Raw genomic sequence first — 16,189 nt, forward strand, 5'->3', positions numbered from 1 at the left:
ATTGGCTACCTGATCCGGCACAAGCGGGTGTAGCTCAATGGTAGAGCAGCAGCTTCCCAAGCTGACGACGAGGGTTCGATTCCCTTCACCCGCTCCAATCTCCAACACACCAGGATTAGGGCAGCAAGCGACCAGCTGACCCGCAAAATTTTGTGCTTGGCAGTCTCAGCGGCGCTTCAAGTCCGGCCAGGTATCGCTCAGGCGGTAGCCCTCTGGCCAAGGGTCATCCGGGTCCAGCATATGCTGGTGTGTGCCGGTGATCCATGCACGGCCAGTGATTTCGGGAATGATCGCCGGGATGTCGCCCACGGTTGCGGTTTCCACGATCCGTCCATGGAATTCCGAGTTGATGATCGAGCGGGCTGTGATGGTTTCCCCCACCCGCATCTCTCCGCGTGCATGCAAAAGCGCCATCCGCGCAGACGCCGCCGTGCCCGTTGGTGAGCGGTCAATCTTGCCGGGCTGGATCGCGACGGCGGCGGATGTGGTCAAATGGCTGCCCTCGCGGGTGACCGGCCCTGCGAACAAACAGAACGAGATATGCCGCCAATCGGGGGTGTCAGGGTGATGAAACGTCAGCTGCGTATTGGCCGCATTGGTGATCGTCACGCCCAGATTTGCCAGCTCCCTGGCCTCGGAAGCCACTAGGTCGAACCCGAGGGCGGCCGCATCGACGACGACAAAGCTGTCCCCGCCAAAGGCCGTGTCGACGGTGATCTGACCCAGACCCGGCACATCCAGCGGCACGCCCATCTCCCCCGCGAACGAGGGCAGGTTGCGCACGGTGATCCGCTCGGCCTTGCCATTGCGGCATTCGGCGCGCACGCGCACCAGACCACCGGGGGCCTCCAGCACCATCTCGGTCACGGGTTCCGTCATCTCGATGATCCCGTGATCCAGCAGCACGGTCGAGACGCAGATCGCGTTCGACCCGGACATTGGCGGCGTGTCTTCGGGCTCCATGATGATCCAACCCATCTGGGCCGCGGGATGGACCGGCGGGACCAGCAGGTTCACGTGGCGAAACACGCCGCCGCGCGGTTCGTTGAGCATGAAATTGCGCAGGGTCTGATCCTTGGCAATCCAGCTGCGTTGGTCCCACAAGGTCTTGCCCGGTGGTGGGGCCACGCCGCCCACGATAACATCGCCGACCTCGCCTTCGGCATGGCAGGATACGACGTGAATGGTTTTGCGGCTGCGCAACTCAGATGTCCTTGACCAGACGCAAGGCGTCATAGATCGCCGCATGGGTATTGCGGGCCGACACCGCATCGCCAATGCGAAACAGCTGGAACGTGGCGTTTTCATTGCGGTTGACGGTTTGCGGCGTGCCGGAAATCAGCGCGTTATAATCCACCTCGCCCAGATTGGATGAGTGCGGCTTGAGGTCGAAATATAAATCGTCCAGCGGCAGGGTGCCGTAGTTCACAACGACCTGTTCCACCTCGACGTCATGGCTATGATCGCTGTAATCCGTGCCGATCTTGGCGGTCAGATTATTGCCGTTGCGCGCGACCCCCAACAAGCGGCGGGTGACGGTAAAGGTGACGTCCTTGTCCTGAAGCGCGCGCATATAGGGCACCAGGTTCATCGCCATCACATCCGGCGAAAAAGTACGGTCCGGCGTCATGATTTCGACCGAGGCCCCCGCATTTGCCGCAATCTCGGCAGCCTGCAAGGCAGGATGGTCACCGCTTTCATCGTAGATCAGCACCTTGCCCGCAGGCTTCACATCGCCCGAAATGATGTCCCAGGATGTCACGACATGCGCCTGTTCGCCGTTCTGCTCAAACAATTCGGTGTTGGGAATCCCGCCGGTTGCAACGATCACCACGTCGGGATTCAGCGCGGTCACATCCCCCGCCTCGGCCCATGTGTTGAAATGGAAGCTCACATCACGCGCCGCGCATTGCGCCATGCGCCAGTCGATGATCCCGATCATCTCTCGGCGGCGCGGGGATTGGGCGGTCAACCGCACCTGACCACCGGGGTCTGCGGCGGCCTCAAACACCGTCACGTCATGGCCGCGCTCGGCCGCAACACGCGCAGCCTCAAGCCCCGCCGGGCCAGCGCCGACGATCACGATCTTCTTTCTCGTCGCAGCCAACGGGATATCATGCGGCATGGTCAGTTCGCGCCCGGTCGCGGCGTTGTGAATGCACAGGGCATCCCCCGCCTGATAGATACGGTCAAGACAGTAGGTCGCCCCGACACAGGGGCGGATGTCGTCTTCACGCCCTTCGATGATCTTGCGCACGATATGCGGGTCCGCCATATGCGCGCGGGTCATCCCGACCATATCGAGCAATCCCGCCTGAACCGCATGGCGCGCCGTGGCCACATCGGGAATGCGCGCGGCGTGGAATGTCGGCACGCCCGTTGCCTTGCGCACTTCACCTGCAAAATCGAGATGTGGCGCAGATTTCATTCCCTGTATCGGGATCACATCGGTCATCGCGGGATCGGTATGGATGCGCCCCTTGATGACGTTCAGGAAATCAATCTGCCCCGTCGCGGCCAGACGTTTGGAAATTTCCAGCCCTTCTTCAGGCGTGATCCCGCCCTTTTGCGCCTCGTCGGCGGTGTAGCGCAGCCCGACAATGAACTTTGGCCCGACACGCTTGCGGATCGCCTCGACCACATCCATCGGAAACCGCATCCGGTTGTCGAGCGTATCTGCCCCGTATGGCCCCACCAGGTCGTTGGTCAGGGGCGACCAGAACTGATCCAGCAAGTGGCCGTAAACCTGCAACTCGATCCCGTCCATGCCGCCCGATTGCATCCGCTCGGCTGCGTCGGCAAAGTCGTTGATGATCCGGTCTATATCCCAGTCTTCGATCAGCTTGGGAAAGGCGTGATGCGCGGGTTCGCGGTGCTTGGAGGACGACACCGATGGCAACCAGTCCCCCTTGTTCCAGGTGGTGCGCCGCCCCAGATGGGTCAGCTGAATCATCACAGCGCAGCCATGTTCATGCACCGCATCGGTCAGGTTCTGGATCCACGGAACAACCTCGTCCTTATAGGCAAGGATGTTGTTGAACACCGGCGGGCTGTCGCGGCTGACAGCCGCAGACCCCGCTGTCATCGCAAGGGCAACACCGGCCTTGGCGCGTTCGGCGTGATAGGCCGCGTAACGCTCTTTGGGCATCCCGTCTTGCGGATAGGCCGGCTCATGACTGGTTGTCATGATCCGATTGCGCAATGTCAGGTGTTTGAGTTGGAACGGTTGAAGCAGCGGGTCGGTGGACATGCGGGGATCCTTTTCGAGTCGAATCTTTCCTGACACAGGTGTCAACTGGATGCTTTCCCCAATTGACACACCTGTCAAGTTCTTTAGAAACGTGGCATGACAGATGCTCCGCTCCCTCGCCGCCGCGCCAGCCGGCAAGTCTGGCTGGACGCGGCCTATGATCTGTTCGTCGCCGAAGGCATCGAGGCGGTCAAAATCATGCCGCTGGCCAAAAGGCTCAACCTGACGCGCACAGGGTTTTATTGGCATTTCAAAGACCTGTCAGAATTGCATGACGCAATCGTCGACATCTGGCTGACGCGGAATACCGGCATTGTGCTTGAACGTTGCGCCGCCCCGGCCCAAAGCCTGTGCGCCGGACTTCTCAACCTGATCGATTGCTGGATTGATGACGACCTTTTCGATGCCCCGCTTGATCTTGCGATCCGCAATTGGGCCCGCAGTGATATCAGATTGCAGCTTCTGGTCGATCAGTCCGACCGGGATCGGCTGGCGGCGGTGAAGGGATTGTTCGAAAGGTTCGGAAAAACAGGCGATACCGCCCATTACCGTGCGCTGACAGTGATCTTGACCCAGACCGGCTATTATTCGATGCGCGTGTCCGAGCCGCGCTTGCAACGGGCAATTGCCGGTTGCCATTATGCAGAGATATTTGCAGGCGAAGCGCCAACTCGGGCTGAAACCGAAGCGTTTCTCAGTCGTCACCGCTGAACCCGCCGCGATCTCACACGCATGAATCGAAGCCCCGGAATCATCGGCACAGCCGGGATCGGTTTTCCTTTTGTGCTTATTTTGTATTCAAAGACATCATTTTCAATTCATTTTGTATACAATATAGAGACCCTACACCCCCGTGAAGCACGATAATCATGGGGCATTCAGGCCGCGATCTGCGTTTGTGTCATCAACTGACACTCCATGATGAAAGGACTACCAATGGACAGACGCAAGTTCCTCGCAGCCTCAGCAACTTTCGGTGCCGCCCCGCTCGCCGCGCCGTCGATTGCCCATGCACAAACCACCTTCAACTGGAAAATGACCAACGCCTACGGTCCCGGTTCGCCCTTTTACGTAGAAGGCCCCGGCAGCCCGACCGATTTCTGCAAAAAGGTCGAGGCGATGTCCGATGGCCGCCTCAAGATTCAGCATTTCGCCGCCGGTGAATTGATCCCCGCGCTCGAAGGCTTCGACGCCGTGCGCTCCGGTGCGGTCGAAATGAACGCAGGGAACGCCTATTTCTGGGCCGGAAAAATTCCCGCCGCGCAATATTTCACCACCGTGCCTTTCGGCCTGAACTTCCAGGGCATGAACGCGTGGCTCTATCACGGGGGCGGGATGGCGCTTTGGGACGAACTGTATGCTCCGCTCGGGCTCAAGGCCCTGCCGATGGGCAATACCGGCGTGCAAATGACCGGCTGGTTCCGCAAACCGATCGAAAGCGTTGCCGATTTCAAAGACCTTAAAATGCGTATTCCGGGTCTTGCGGGCAAGGTCTACGCCGCGTTGGGCGTCGATGTTAAACTGCTGCCCGGCGGCGAAATCTTCCCGGCGCTGGAACGCGGCGTGATCGACGCGGCCGAATTCGTCGGCCCCTATCAGGACCGTCGTCTGGGTCTCCAGAATGCCGCGAAATATTACTACACGACGGGTTGGCACGAGCCGTCCAACGTCACCGAACTGCTGATGAACGAAGCCGCATGGTCCAGCCTGCCTGCCGATCTTCAGGCCATCGTTCAGACCGCGGCCATGGCCTGCAACCTCGAAAGCCACACCTGGTGCGAAGCCAACAACGCCGCCGCCCTGCGCGATCTGATCGAAAACGAAGGCGTGATCGCTCAGGTATTGCCCGATGATGTCGTGGCCGAGCTGAAAACCGTGAACGATAAGGTGCTCGCGGAATTCGCGGCAAAAGACCCCGCCACTCAGAAAGTGCATGACGCATTCATGGCGTTCAAAGCCGAACACAATGAATGGGCGGCGATCTCGGAAAAGCCCTATCACAATCTGCCGGGCTGATCGGATGCTGATCCTGATCGAAAAACTGTCGAACGGTGCGTCAAGCACCGTTCGTATCATCGGCCAGATCGCGGCGTGGGTGGGGCTTGCCCTCGTCCTTCTCGTCGCGTTCAACGTGCTGTCGCGCTACCTGTTTTCATTTGGCACCGTCGCCCTGCAAGAAGCGGAATGGCACCTGATGGCCGTCGGGGCGCTGTTTGGCATGTCCTATGGTCTCAATCAGGGCGGCGAAGTCCGCGTCGACATTTTCTATGCGAACATGTCACCGCGATTGCAGGCCATAGTCGATCTGCTGGCCAATCTGCTGATGACCAGCGTGGCCCTGATCATCGCCTGGCTCAGCCTCGCCTATGTTCAAAGCAGCTTCGCAATCGGCGAAGGCTCCCCCGATCCCGGCGGCCTTGGCTATCGCTACCTGCTCAAAGGCACGATGCCCGTGGCCTTCGCCGTGCTCGCGCTTCAGTGCCTCGCCATGACCGGTCACAGCCTGTTGTCGGTGTTGCGCCCGCAACGCCCAACGAAGAATGAGATAAACTCATAATGCCTATTAACGAAATCCTTGCCCTTTGCATGATCGGGGCGTTCTTCCTCATGCTTCTGGGCGGAATACCCGTGGCGGCCTGCCTCGGGATCACCGGCCTTGTTTTTGGCTATGCTGGCTTTGGGCCGTTCCTCTTTTCCCTGCTTCCGGCGCGGATTTTCGGGGTCATCACCAATTACACGCTGCTGGCCCTTCCCCTGTTCATCTTCATGGGGATCATGCTTGAGAAATCAAAAATAGCCGAAGAATTACTAGACGTCATAGGGCTTGCCATGGGCGGGCTGCGTGGCGGCATGGCGCTGGCGATCATCCTCGTGGGGGTGCTGATGGGCGCGGCCTCGGGCGTGGTCGGCGCCACGGTCGTCACGATGGGGTTGATCGCGCTCGGGCCGATCCTGCGCCGTGGCTATGACACCGGCGTCGCCGCCGGCGTGATCTGCGCGTCAGGCACGCTTGGTCAGATCATCCCGCCCAGCCTCGTGCTTATCCTGCTGGCCGACATCATGGGCGAATCCGTCGGTACACTCTTTGCCGCCGCCCTGTTCCCGGGGCTGCTTCTGGCCGGGCTGTTCGTCGCTTACGTGCTGCTGCTTGGGGTTTTCAAACCGGCAATGGTGCCCGCCATCGACGCCGAAGAACGGTCGCAATATACCCGTGCGATGCTCGCCAGGAAGATCGTCAAGGTCGTGCTGCCGCCAATCGCGCTGATCGCGGCGGTGCTCGGCTCGATCATCGGCGGCATAGCCGCCCCCACCGAAGCCGCCTCGATGGGGGCCTTGGGCAGTATCCTTCTTGCGGCCATGTCCGGCAAACTGAGCTTTCCGGTGCTCAAGGATGCGGTGCGCGCGGCCTTTGTGACCAGCGCGATGGTGTTTCTGATCCTCATCTTCTCGCAACCTTTCGGGCTCGCCTTCCGTGGCCTTGGGGGTGAAAAACTGGTGCAGGACGCTTTCGCGCTCGTTCCGGGCGGGCTGAACGGGCAGATTTTCTTCCTGATGCTGCTGCTGTTCGTGCTGGGGTTCTTCCTCGAATGGATCGAAATCTCCTATATCGCTTTGCCGCTGTTCCTGCCGATCTTCATGAGCGCCGGTGTCGATATGGCATGGATCGCCATTCTGGTGGCGGTGAACCTGCAAACCTCGTTCCTGACGCCGCCTTTCGGCTGGGCGCTGTTCTTTCTCAAGGGGGTTGCGCCGCCATCGGTCAAGACCTCACAAATCTACAAGGGGGTTCTGCCCTTCATCGGCCTGCAACTCGTGGGTCTGCTCATGGTGTTTTTATTTCCGGGACTGGCCACATGGCTTCCCGAAGCGATCGGATGGTGAGACATGCTTCATTCTGCACTCGGGTATAAAGGGGCGGTCTCTGCCCCGCATCGCGCGGCCGCATTGGCCGGGCGCGACATTCTGGAATCGGGCGGCACCGCCATCGAAGCGATGGTCGCCGCCGCCGCCGCTATCGCGGTCACCTATCCGCATATGAACGGTATCGGCGGCGATGGGTTCTGGGTGATCCACCGCCCCGGCCAAGCCCCCGTCGGCATCTCCGCCTGCGGTCAGGCAGCCGCCCTGGCCACGCCGGAATGGTATGCCGAACGCGGCCATGCCACGGCGCTGCCGACACGTGGCGGGCTGGCCGCCCTGACGGTGCCGGGCACGATCGGCGGCTGGGACAAAGCCCTGTCGCTGGTGCCTGAAACCCGCAGGCTGCCGCTGTCGAAACTCCTCGGCGCCGCCATTGATTATGCCGAAAACGGCATCGCCGTGACCGGAAACCAATCCCGCACCACCGCGGAAAAACTCGATGGGTTGCGCGACGTGCCGGGCTTTGCCGAAATGTTCCTGACACAGGGCAAGGTACCGTCAGAAGGGCACCTTTTGCGTCAAACCGCGCTGGCCGACACCCTGCGCGCGCTGGCCGAAAACGGCTTGGGCAGCTTCTATTCCGGCCCGCTCGCCGACATCCATGCGCGCTTTGCCGAAGACGCCGGAAGCCCGCTGCGGCGCTCAGATTTCGAAGCCTGCGAGGCCGAAATCGTCACCCCGCTGGAAATGCAGACCTCGCACGGTAGGCTCTACAACATGATCGCCCCGACACAGGGGGTTTCGTCTTTGATGATCCTCGGCCTGTTCGACCGGCTTGGCGTCACCAAGGGCGAAAGCTTCGATCATGTTCATGGGCTCGTGGAAGCAACCAAACAGGCCTTCATTCAACGCAACGCCGAACTTGGCGATCCGCGCACGATGGACACCCCCGCGCAAAACTGGCTCGAAGACGCGCATCTTGATGCAATGGCTGCGAAAATCGACCGCGAAACGGCGCTGGACTGGCCCTATGAACCAAAACAGGGCGACACGATCTGGATGGGGGCCGCAGATGCCGAAGGCACCGTCGTCAGCTTCATTCAAAGCGTCTATTGGGAATTCGGCTCCGGCCTGACCTGCCCGGACACCGGGGTCTATTTCCAGAACCGCGGCGCGGGGTTCTCGCTAACGCCCGGCCCGAACCAGCTCGCCCCGGGGAAACGTCCTTTCCATACGCTGAACCCGGCATTGGCCGTGCTCTCGGATGGCCGCGTTCTTGCCTATGGCACCATGGGCGGCGAAGGCCAGCCGCAAACCCAATCCGCCGTCTTCAGCCGCTACGTGCAGTTCGGAATGGATCTGCAACAGGCCGTCACCGCGCCGCGCTGGTTGCTGGGCCGGACATGGGGCGACGAGGCGACCTCGCTGAAACTCGAAGACCGCTTCGATCCCGCGCTCATCGCCGCGCTCAGGGCAGCGGGTCACGATGTGGAACTCATTCCGCCGTTCTCCGATCTGGCAGGACATGCCGGTGCCGTGTTGCGCCACCCCAACGGGCTTCTGGAATCGGCCAGCGATCCGCGCGCCGACGGTGCGGCCCTCAGCTACTGAAACGATGACTGACATGACTTTTCTTGACCTTCTGCCGATCGTGATCGGTGTTATCGCCACCTCCATCCTTGCCGGGATCATGGCCGGGCTTCTCGGTGTGGGGGGCGGCATCGTGCTTGTCCCGGTGCTGTTCTGGATTCTGTCGCTGACGGATTTTCCACCGGAACTGACGATGCATATGGCGGTCGCCACCTCGCTGGCGACGATCATCTTCACCTCTGTTTCCTCGGCGCGCGCCCATGCCAAACGGGGCGGCGTCGATACGCAGCTTCTCAAACTCTGGGCGCCGGGTCTGGTTCTGGGGGCGTTAAGCGGCGGGCTGGCCGCGAAATATATTCAGGCGGAGGGGCTCAAACTCGTCTTCGGAACGATTGCCCTGTTCGTTTCGATCAACATGGCCACGCCGAAAACGCTCGTGATCAGCTCCCACTTGCCGCGCAGCCGGGCCGTCAACGTGGTGATTTCCTACGTGGTCGGTGGGTTTTCATCCCTGATGGGGATCGGCGGCGGCACCCTGTCAGTCCCGATCCTCAGCGCCTTTTCCTTCGAAATCCGCCGCGCTGTCGGCACCGCCTCGGCCTTCGGCATCCTGATCGCGATCCCTGCGGTGGTCGGGTTCGTCGTCTCCGGCTTCGGGATTCCGAACCGGCCGCCCTTCTCGCTCGGCTTCGTCAACATACCGGCGGCGCTCCTGATCCTGCCCTTCACGGTCGGTTTCGCCCCGGTCGGTGCCGCGCTCGCGCACAAACTGGACGGGAAATGGATCAAGCGCGTTTTTGCCCTGTTCCTTGCCATCACAGCTTTGCGAATGCTGTCCAGCGCCCTCTCCTGATACCCTCAGGACATTGTGGCGATGACTTCTGCGGCGGCACTCATCAGGTGTCGCCGCAATGCTTTTTCCGCCTTTTTCGCATCGCGTTCGATCAGTGCTGAAACGATGGCCTCGTGCTCCGCATTCGACCGTTTCATGCGTTCGCGTTTTTTCAGCTGCGATTTCCGAAACGGTGCAAGCTTCAGACGCAGGGTATTCGCCAGATCAATCAGATCGGTGTTATGGGACGCCGTGAAAAGAAGCTGGTGAAACTCCGAATTCGCGGTTTCATAGGAATTTGCATCCCCGGTTTCTGCAAGCTCCGACATGCGCAGGTGAAGCCGTTCAAGTTCAACACGCTCCCCCACGCTCATGCGCTCCGCCGCGAACCGGCCGCACAGCGCTTCGATCTCGCTCATCGCCTCGAACATTTCCTCGATCCGCTCTTTCGTGATGTCGACCACAAGCACCCCGCGATAGGGCACACGTTCGGCCAGAGAACGGGCAACAAGCTCGTGCAAAGCCTCCCGGATCGGCGTTCGGGACACCCCGAACCGCTTGGTCAACGACTGTTCGTCGAGTTTCTCGCCCGCCTTGATCTGCCCGGCGACGATTTCAGTCTCAAGCTGTGCTGCAATGGATGTGCTGTGCAGTTCCCGAAGCACCGGTTTGGAGCTGACCATGATGTTTTCTTTGCGCTCCGTACCTTCGGGAAAGAGAGTTTCAACGCTGATGAATAAATCAATCCAAAGGCGTTTTGACAATGCGTTTCCCGGTGAAATGTGGTCTTTTCAATCCTTTTCGGGTGACATTTGATGTAACGATTTCCAACCCTTCCCGCCTTAGGTGGATTTCGCGAAGTTGACCCCCTGTACCGGGCGCGGTCCCGGGCCTTGCCACGTCAGAACGATACGCCACCGTAGGTCTGGACCGGCTTGCCCTCCCGATATAGTTCTGTCATATAACTATCGACGCCCCAACCAAGCCGACAGAATGCTCCTCAAGCTCGCCCTGCAGACGTTGATCCTGACCGCCCTTTGCGGTGCTGGTGGCTATCTGGCCTCGCTGATCCACCTGCCGCTGCCCTTCATGATGGGCAGCCTGATCACCTCGGGGCTGATCGCGATCTTTTTCACCGACCGCCTGCCCGACGGCTACCGCTTCCCGATGAAATTCCGCATGATATTCATGGCGCTGATCGGGGTGATGATCGGGTCACGGGTCCATGCCGACCTGTTGACGGAAATCCCGTCACTGATTGCGTCGCTTTCGGTGCTCAGCGGCTTCGTTCTCGCAACTCATTGGATCAATTATAACATTTTTCGCCACTTGGGCGGCTATGACCGCCCAACCGCGTTCTATTCCGGCACCCCCGGCGGGTTGATGGAAGCGCTGGCAATGGGCGAAGAGGCCGGGGCCGACCTGGCGGTGCTGACCATGCAGCAGTTTTTCCGCATCATCACCGTTATCACCATCGTCCCCATCGGCATGTCGCTGTGGTATGGCGCGCCGGTGGGCAGCGCCGGGGGCCTGACGCTCGGCTCTGCCGAAACCGGTATCAGCGCCCTGCCCCTCGCTCTGGCTGTCGGTCTGACCGGGCTGTTCATCGGCACCACGATCCGGCTGCCTGCCGCGCAGCTGACCGGCCCGTTGGTCGCAGCCGCCGTAATCACCGTGCTGGGGCTGGCCGATCTGGCGCTGCCGCAATGGGTGATCAACCTCAGCCAGGTGGTGATTGGCACCTCTCTGGGGATGCGCTTTACCGGCCTAAAGGGCCGCACCATGGTCATCGCGGCGGGGCTCTCAGTGGTCTCGGTCGGGGCCATGCTGGCACTCGGGGCGCTCTGCGCGATCCTGCTGCACCGGTTTACCGGCGCGGCCTTCGATGCCCTGATGATTTCCTTCGCCCCCGGCGGCGTCACCGAAATGGCGCTGATCGCGCTGTCGCTGCACGCCAATCCCGCAGTGGTTACACTGCATCATGTTTACCGTATCATCCTGACGGTCATTGAAATGGCCGTCATCGCCCGTATCCGCCCCCGGCACTAGGTTTTGACAGACCGCGCCCGGGGCATTACTGAACAAGTGTTCATTTAGACGAGAGAGGACGTCCAAAATGCAAATGAAAGATACCTGCGCCGTGATCACCGGAGGGGCTTCGGGCCTTGGCGAAGCCACCGCGCGCCTGTTCGCCGAATCGGGGGCCAAGGTCACCCTTTTGGACCGCAACGCCGAACTGGGCGAAAAAGTCGCCGCGGATCTGGGCGGCACCTTCGTCGAAACCGATGTCTCCAACGAAGCCTCGGTGCAAAATGCCATGCAGGCGGCCGTCGCCGCGATGGGCAAGATCAACACCGCCGTCAACTGCGCCGGCATCGGCACGGCGGAAAAGACGCTGAATAAAAACGGGGCCCACAGCCTTGAACATTACCAGCGCATCATCAACATCAATCTCGTGGGCAGCTTCAACGTCGCCCGCCTTGCCGCCGCCGAGATGGCCAAGAACGACCCCTCCGACGACAATCAGCGCGGTGTGATCATCAACACCGCCTCGGTCGCCGCCTTCGACGGCCAGAAAGGTCAGGTCGGCTATGCCGCGTCCAAGGGTGGCATCGTCGCCACCTCGCTGCCGATGGCCCGTGATCTGGCCCGCGAAGGTATCCGGGTGATGGCGATCGCGCCGGGCATTTTCCTGACGCCGATGCTGATGGGTCTGCCGCAGGAAGTGCAGGATCAACTCGCCGCCGACGTGACCAACCCGAAACGGCTGGGCGATCCGCGCGAATACGCCGCTCTGGCGCGCTTCATCTGCGAATGCGGCTACCTCAACGGCGAAGTCATCCGCATCGACGGCGCATTGCGGATGCAATAACCGCCCGTCCCGCGAAAACCGGGACCGGCAGGGAATGCCGCAGGCCGGGCTGAAACCCGGCCTGCGGCTCCCCCCGATTGACACCCGCGACCACAGGACATTAGCTGACCCCACCCCTGTTCCGCGAGGTTGCACATGACACAGACTCAGGCCGTAAAAGACACCCCTTGCGCGATTGTCACGGGGGCGACCTCGGGAATCGGTACGGCCATCGCCCGCGCCCTCGCGGCGGCGGGATATTCTTTGTTTCTGGTGGGACGCCGCGCAGCGGCCGGACAGGCGATGGCCGCCGCGTTTCAGGCCGAAGGTGTCAGGGCGGTATTCCACGCCGCGGACCTGTCCGACAAAGCCGCGCCGGACGCGATCGTTCAGGCAGCGCTTACCGCCTTCGGCCGTGTCGACGTGCTGATCAACAATGCCGGAATCCTGATCCACGGCACGGCTGAGGATACCACGGATACCGACTGGGACCGGTTGATGGACATCAATCTTGGCTCCGTCTTCCGCCTCTCGCGCGCGGCTGTACCGGCGCTGCGGGCGCAGGGCGGCGGCGCGATCGTCAACATCGCCTCGGACTGGGCGCTGGTTGGCGCGAAAGGCGCACTCGCCTATGCGGTGTCGAAAGCCGCCGTCGCGCAACTGACCCGCTGCATGGCGCTGGATCACGCGCAGGAAGGGATTCGCGTCAACGCGATCTGCCCCGGCGATACCGATACCCCGATGCTGGCCGCCGGGATCACCGGGGCTGCGCGCGCCGAACGCGTGGCCGAATATGGCGCGGCGATCCCGATGGGGCGCGTCGGCACCCCCGAAGACATCGCGGGCGTCGCCGCCTTCCTTGTCTCGGACGCAGCAGGATACATGACCGGGACAATGATACCGGTGGATGGCGGCGCGACCTCTGACTGAAACGACTGGCGTCGAATGCCGCCGCCGGAAATGTCTTCGACGCCACACAAGAAACCGCGATTGATGGCCGTCTGAACCGCGCTTCAAACGCCGCTTCGGCCATCCGTACCGTTTGCCGCTACAAATGCCTCAAATATCCACAAACTTCTGCGCGGCTACCCTTCGGACTTTTCTTCCAGCGTCAGCCATTCCTCTTCCGCCGCCGCAAGCGCCTGCTGCCGCTCGACCAGAGCATCGGTTGCCTTCTGGAATTTCACCGGCTGCTTCGAAAACAGCTCCGGATCCATCAGAAATTCTTCCAGCTTGGCGATCTCGGCTCCCAGCCGTTCGAGGATCGCCGGCAGCGCCTCCAGCCGGTGCTTTTCGGTGAAACTCAATCCCTCGGCCTTCATCTCAGGCCCGGCTTCCGGCTTCGCCTTTGACCCAGAAGCTTTTGTTTTTTCTTGACCTTTACTGGGGTTCGTCTCGGCCTTCTGAGCTTGGTAATCGCTCCATCCGCCGGCATAGACGGTGGCGCGCCCGTCGCCTTCCATCGCGATCGTCGTGGTCGCCACCCGGTCCAGAAAATCGCGGTCGTGACTGACCAGCATCACCGTGCCGTCATAGTCGTCCAGCAATTCCTGCAACAGGTCCAGCGTTTCGATGTCCAGATCGTTGGTCGGTTCGTCCAGCACCAGAAGATTGCTTTCCCTGGCCATCAGCTTGGCCAGAAGCAACCGCGCTTTTTCCCCACCTGACAACGACTTAACCGCCGCTCTTGCCTGCCGTTCGTCGAACAGGAATTCCTTCAGATAACCCACGACATGCTTTGGCTGGCCGCGCACCAGAACCTGATCGGCCTTACCCGACACCCGCATTTCGGGATCGCCCGTCAAGCTGTCCCACAGGGTCATTTCCGGGTCCAGTTGCGCCCGCGCCTGATCGAAAACCGCTGGCAACAGGTTGGTACCCAAACTCACCGATCCCTGATCCGGTGTTTCCTGGCCCAGCAGCATTTTCAGCACCGTGGTTTTGCCCACGCCATTCGGCCCGACAAACGCCACCCGGTCGCCGCGCAGGATCTTGATCGAAAAATCCTGAACGATGACCTTATCGCCATAAGCTTTTGATATTTCTCTGGCTTCAATCACCTTGCGGCCGGATTTGGGGCCCGCAGACAGCTCCATCGCCGCAGCCCCCTGGCGCTTGATCTGCGACGACCGTTCAGCCCGCAGCGCCTTCAAGGCCCGCAGCCGTCCCTGATTGCGCGTCCGCCGCGCCGAGATACCTTCGACCGCCCATCGCGCTTCGGACTTGATCTTGCGGTTCAGCTTGTGGCGCTGCTGATCTTCTTCTTCCCAAACCTTGTCGCGCCAGGCCTCGAACCCATCGAATCCTTTCTCTTGTCGCCTCACTTTTCCCCTGTCAATCCATAGGGTTGCACGGGTAAGTGCACGCAAAAATGCGCGGTCATGGCTAATCAGAACATAACCTTTTCGGGTCTCGCGAAGCTCGTTTTCCAGCCAGGCAATCGCCTCGATATCCAGATGGTTGGTCGGTTCGTCCAAGAGCATCAGCTCGGGCGCTTCGGCCATCAGCTTGGCCAGCGCCGCCCTGCGTCGCTCGCCGCCCGACGCCGTTTCCACCGGCCGGTTCGGATCGAATTTCAATCCTTCGCCCGCCATCTCGACCCGGTACATCTCTGCCGCATCCAGCCCGCTGGCGGCATAATCCCCCAGGGTGGCAAAGCCCGCCATGTCGGGGTCTTGTTCCATATAGCCAACACTGACCCCCGGGGGCACCACGCGGGCTCCCTGATCGGGTTCAACAAGACCCGCCATCACCTTCATAAGAGTGGATTTTCCCGATCCGTTTCGCCCAACCAAGGCGACCCTGTCGCCGGGCTGTACCACCAGTGACAGATCGTGAAAAATCGGATCCCCGCCGAATGTCAGCGAGATGTCGTTCAATTGAAGTAAAGGAGCGCGTGCCATGCTTCGCAGCTAACGACGCCCCGGAACGAGGTCAAGAACCCATGCATTCATCTTAGCAAAAATACCCCCCGGGGAAACAATGAAAACCCAAAAGTTTTCAACGCAAGGGAATAGCGCCCCCTTTGGCTATCCCGCGACGCCGCGCAACAGCCGCTTGCGCGTCGGCGGAATCGCTTTGATTTCCAACCCCGTAAACACATGCAACGTGTTCATTTGCGGGTCCACCACCGCATGATCCGACACCCAGCCCCCCATCAACAGATAAGTTCTGAGCAAGGGAGGCATTCGCAGCATCGCCTTTTTTGCATCCGGCTTGCGCCGCAGCTTCTGGCCGAAACGAAACACTTGCGGTGCTTTCACCCGCGGCAGCCAGCGTTTCGGGGCCAGGTGGCGTTCTTTCAGCACTCCGAATGCGTCCAGATATTCCTGTTCGTCCGTACCGTGAAACGACGAACATCCAAACAGCATTTCAACATTGTTTTCATCGACATAGCGGGTCATGGCGCCCCATGCGACACGCAGTATATCGGCGTCCTTGATTTCTGGATGGATACAGAACCGGCCCATTTCGACCATTGGGCCCGTGAAATCCTGCAGACCGGATAATTCGTAATATTGCGCAGAATAGCTGCGTCCGATCTCTTTCCCACCGGTCAGCGGCAGCACCCGGAAACAACAGACCAGCCGCCCGGTCCTGATCTCTTCAACTAGGATATGGGTGCAGATTGGATCGAATCGATCTGAATCGACCCCTTCAGCCCCGTGAAAACTCAAATAGCGCAACCGTTGAGCAGCTTCGACATCTTCAACAGTTTCCGCCAAGCGCGTGATATAACGCCCTTTTTTTAATGACAGCATCAGAACACTCCGGCCGCTTTGCCTATAGCAAAGGTGATTACGCC

14 protein-coding genes and 1 tRNA gene are annotated in these 16,189 nt (G+C 60.7%); 10 read left to right on the top strand and 5 right to left on the bottom strand.

Annotation, left to right across the window (positions count from 1 at the left end):
• The first annotated feature begins 23 nt into the window (after window positions 1-23).
• A tRNA-Gly gene (locus VOI23_RS05975) sits at window positions 24-97 on the top strand.
• Window positions 98-165: 68 nt separating this feature from the next.
• On the opposite strand, the gene VOI23_RS05980 is transcribed toward VOI23_RS05975, so the two are convergent.
• A complete protein-coding gene (locus VOI23_RS05980) occupies window positions 166-1,203 on the bottom strand; it encodes a trans-3-hydroxy-L-proline dehydratase (protein WP_323782995.1) in 1,038 nt (345 codons plus the stop codon).
• 1 nt (window position 1,204) lies between these two features.
• On the bottom strand, window positions 1,205-3,250 hold the full coding sequence (locus tag VOI23_RS05985) for an NADH:flavin oxidoreductase (RefSeq protein ID WP_323782998.1): 2,046 nt from the start codon (window positions 3,248-3,250) through the stop codon (window positions 1,205-1,207).
• Between the two features lie 96 nt (window positions 3,251-3,346).
• On the opposite strand from VOI23_RS05985, the gene VOI23_RS05990 reads away from it, so the two are divergent.
• The 6 genes from VOI23_RS05990 (at window position 3,347) to VOI23_RS06015 (ending at window position 9,554) form a co-directional block, all read left to right on the top strand.
• Entirely contained in the window at window positions 3,347-3,961 is a 615-nt protein-coding gene (locus VOI23_RS05990) for a TetR/AcrR family transcriptional regulator (protein WP_323783001.1), read from the top strand.
• Between the two features lie 225 nt (window positions 3,962-4,186).
• Complete coding sequence (locus tag VOI23_RS05995; RefSeq protein WP_323783004.1) at window positions 4,187-5,266, top strand: TRAP transporter substrate-binding protein DctP; 1,080 nt, start codon at window positions 4,187-4,189, stop codon at window positions 5,264-5,266.
• A 4-nt stretch (window positions 5,267-5,270) separates the two neighbouring features.
• The gene (locus VOI23_RS06000) at window positions 5,271-5,807 is read left to right on the top strand and encodes a TRAP transporter small permease subunit (protein WP_323783007.1); all 537 of its coding nucleotides are present in this window, start codon (window positions 5,271-5,273) and stop codon (window positions 5,805-5,807) included.
• Window positions 5,807-7,132, top strand: a complete 1,326-nt coding sequence (locus tag VOI23_RS06005) for a TRAP transporter large permease subunit (protein ID WP_323783012.1) — start codon at window positions 5,807-5,809, stop codon at window positions 7,130-7,132. The genes VOI23_RS06000 and VOI23_RS06005 overlap by 1 nt, the downstream gene beginning before the upstream one ends.
• A 3-nt stretch (window positions 7,133-7,135) precedes the next feature.
• Entirely contained in the window at window positions 7,136-8,722 is a 1,587-nt protein-coding gene (locus VOI23_RS06010; RefSeq protein WP_323783015.1) for a gamma-glutamyltransferase family protein, read from the top strand.
• A 13-nt stretch (window positions 8,723-8,735) separates the two neighbouring features.
• Entirely contained in the window at window positions 8,736-9,554 is an 819-nt protein-coding gene (locus VOI23_RS06015) for a sulfite exporter TauE/SafE family protein (RefSeq protein ID WP_323783018.1), read from the top strand.
• Window positions 9,555-9,559: 5 nt separating this feature from the next.
• Here the strand turns inward: VOI23_RS06015 and VOI23_RS06020 are convergent, their stop codons facing one another.
• Window positions 9,560-10,216, bottom strand: coding sequence for a GntR family transcriptional regulator (locus VOI23_RS06020; protein ID WP_323783021.1), 657 nt, complete (start codon window positions 10,214-10,216; stop codon window positions 9,560-9,562).
• A 310-nt stretch (window positions 10,217-10,526) separates the two neighbouring features.
• Here VOI23_RS06020 and VOI23_RS06025 point away from each other — a divergent pair, with 310 nt between their 5' ends.
• The 3 genes from VOI23_RS06025 (at window position 10,527) to VOI23_RS06035 (ending at window position 13,314) form a co-directional block, all read left to right on the top strand.
• Window positions 10,527-11,582, top strand: coding sequence for an AbrB family transcriptional regulator (locus VOI23_RS06025; RefSeq protein ID WP_323783024.1), 1,056 nt, complete (start codon window positions 10,527-10,529; stop codon window positions 11,580-11,582).
• A gap of 67 nt (window positions 11,583-11,649) precedes the next feature.
• Window positions 11,650-12,405, top strand: a complete 756-nt coding sequence (locus VOI23_RS06030) for an SDR family NAD(P)-dependent oxidoreductase (protein ID WP_323783026.1) — start codon at window positions 11,650-11,652, stop codon at window positions 12,403-12,405.
• Window positions 12,406-12,540: 135 nt separating this feature from the next.
• Window positions 12,541-13,314 carry an SDR family oxidoreductase gene (locus VOI23_RS06035; protein WP_323783030.1) on the top strand — a complete coding sequence of 258 codons (774 nt, stop codon included), beginning with the start codon at window positions 12,541-12,543 and terminating at the stop codon, window positions 13,312-13,314.
• A 155-nt stretch (window positions 13,315-13,469) separates the two neighbouring features.
• Here VOI23_RS06035 and VOI23_RS06040 read toward each other — a convergent pair whose 3' ends face one another.
• Together VOI23_RS06040 and VOI23_RS06045 are read right to left on the bottom strand one after the other, a co-directional pair.
• Window positions 13,470-15,287 (bottom strand): ABC-F family ATP-binding cassette domain-containing protein, encoded by a 1,818-nt coding sequence (locus tag VOI23_RS06040; protein WP_323783033.1) that lies wholly within the window; start codon window positions 15,285-15,287, stop codon window positions 13,470-13,472.
• Window positions 15,288-15,413: 126 nt separating this feature from the next.
• Window positions 15,414-16,145, bottom strand: a complete 732-nt coding sequence (locus VOI23_RS06045) for a GNAT family N-acetyltransferase (protein ID WP_323783036.1) — start codon at window positions 16,143-16,145, stop codon at window positions 15,414-15,416.
• Window positions 16,146-16,189: the final 44 nt, after the last annotated feature.

Source organism: Thalassovita sp. (genome assembly GCF_034670005.1).
Classification (GTDB): domain Bacteria; phylum Pseudomonadota; class Alphaproteobacteria; order Rhodobacterales; family Rhodobacteraceae; genus Thalassobius.

Excerpts from the sequence above, each read along its gene's own strand:
- VOI23_RS05985 (WP_323782998.1), bottom strand. The coding sequence starts at position 3,250 with ATGTCCACCGACCCGCTGCTTCAACCGTTCCAACTCAAACACCTGACA.
- VOI23_RS05990 (WP_323783001.1), top strand. The coding sequence starts at position 3,347 with ATGACAGATGCTCCGCTCCCTCGCCGCCGCGCCAGCCGGCAAGTCTGG.
- VOI23_RS05995 (WP_323783004.1), top strand. The coding sequence starts at position 4,187 with ATGGACAGACGCAAGTTCCTCGCAGCCTCAGCAACTTTCGGTGCCGCC.
- VOI23_RS06000 (WP_323783007.1), top strand. The coding sequence starts at position 5,271 with ATGCTGATCCTGATCGAAAAACTGTCGAACGGTGCGTCAAGCACCGTT.
- VOI23_RS06005 (WP_323783012.1), top strand. The coding sequence starts at position 5,807 with ATGCCTATTAACGAAATCCTTGCCCTTTGCATGATCGGGGCGTTCTTC.
- VOI23_RS06010 (WP_323783015.1), top strand. The coding sequence starts at position 7,136 with ATGCTTCATTCTGCACTCGGGTATAAAGGGGCGGTCTCTGCCCCGCAT.
- VOI23_RS06015 (WP_323783018.1), top strand. The coding sequence starts at position 8,736 with ATGACTTTTCTTGACCTTCTGCCGATCGTGATCGGTGTTATCGCCACC.
- VOI23_RS06020 (WP_323783021.1), bottom strand. The coding sequence starts at position 10,216 with ATGGTCAGCTCCAAACCGGTGCTTCGGGAACTGCACAGCACATCCATT.
- VOI23_RS06025 (WP_323783024.1), top strand. The coding sequence starts at position 10,527 with ATGCTCCTCAAGCTCGCCCTGCAGACGTTGATCCTGACCGCCCTTTGC.
- VOI23_RS06030 (WP_323783026.1), top strand. The coding sequence starts at position 11,650 with ATGCAAATGAAAGATACCTGCGCCGTGATCACCGGAGGGGCTTCGGGC.
- VOI23_RS06035 (WP_323783030.1), top strand. The coding sequence starts at position 12,541 with ATGACACAGACTCAGGCCGTAAAAGACACCCCTTGCGCGATTGTCACG.
- VOI23_RS06040 (WP_323783033.1), bottom strand. The coding sequence starts at position 15,287 with ATGGCACGCGCTCCTTTACTTCAATTGAACGACATCTCGCTGACATTC.
- VOI23_RS06045 (WP_323783036.1), bottom strand. The coding sequence starts at position 16,145 with ATGCTGTCATTAAAAAAAGGGCGTTATATCACGCGCTTGGCGGAAACT.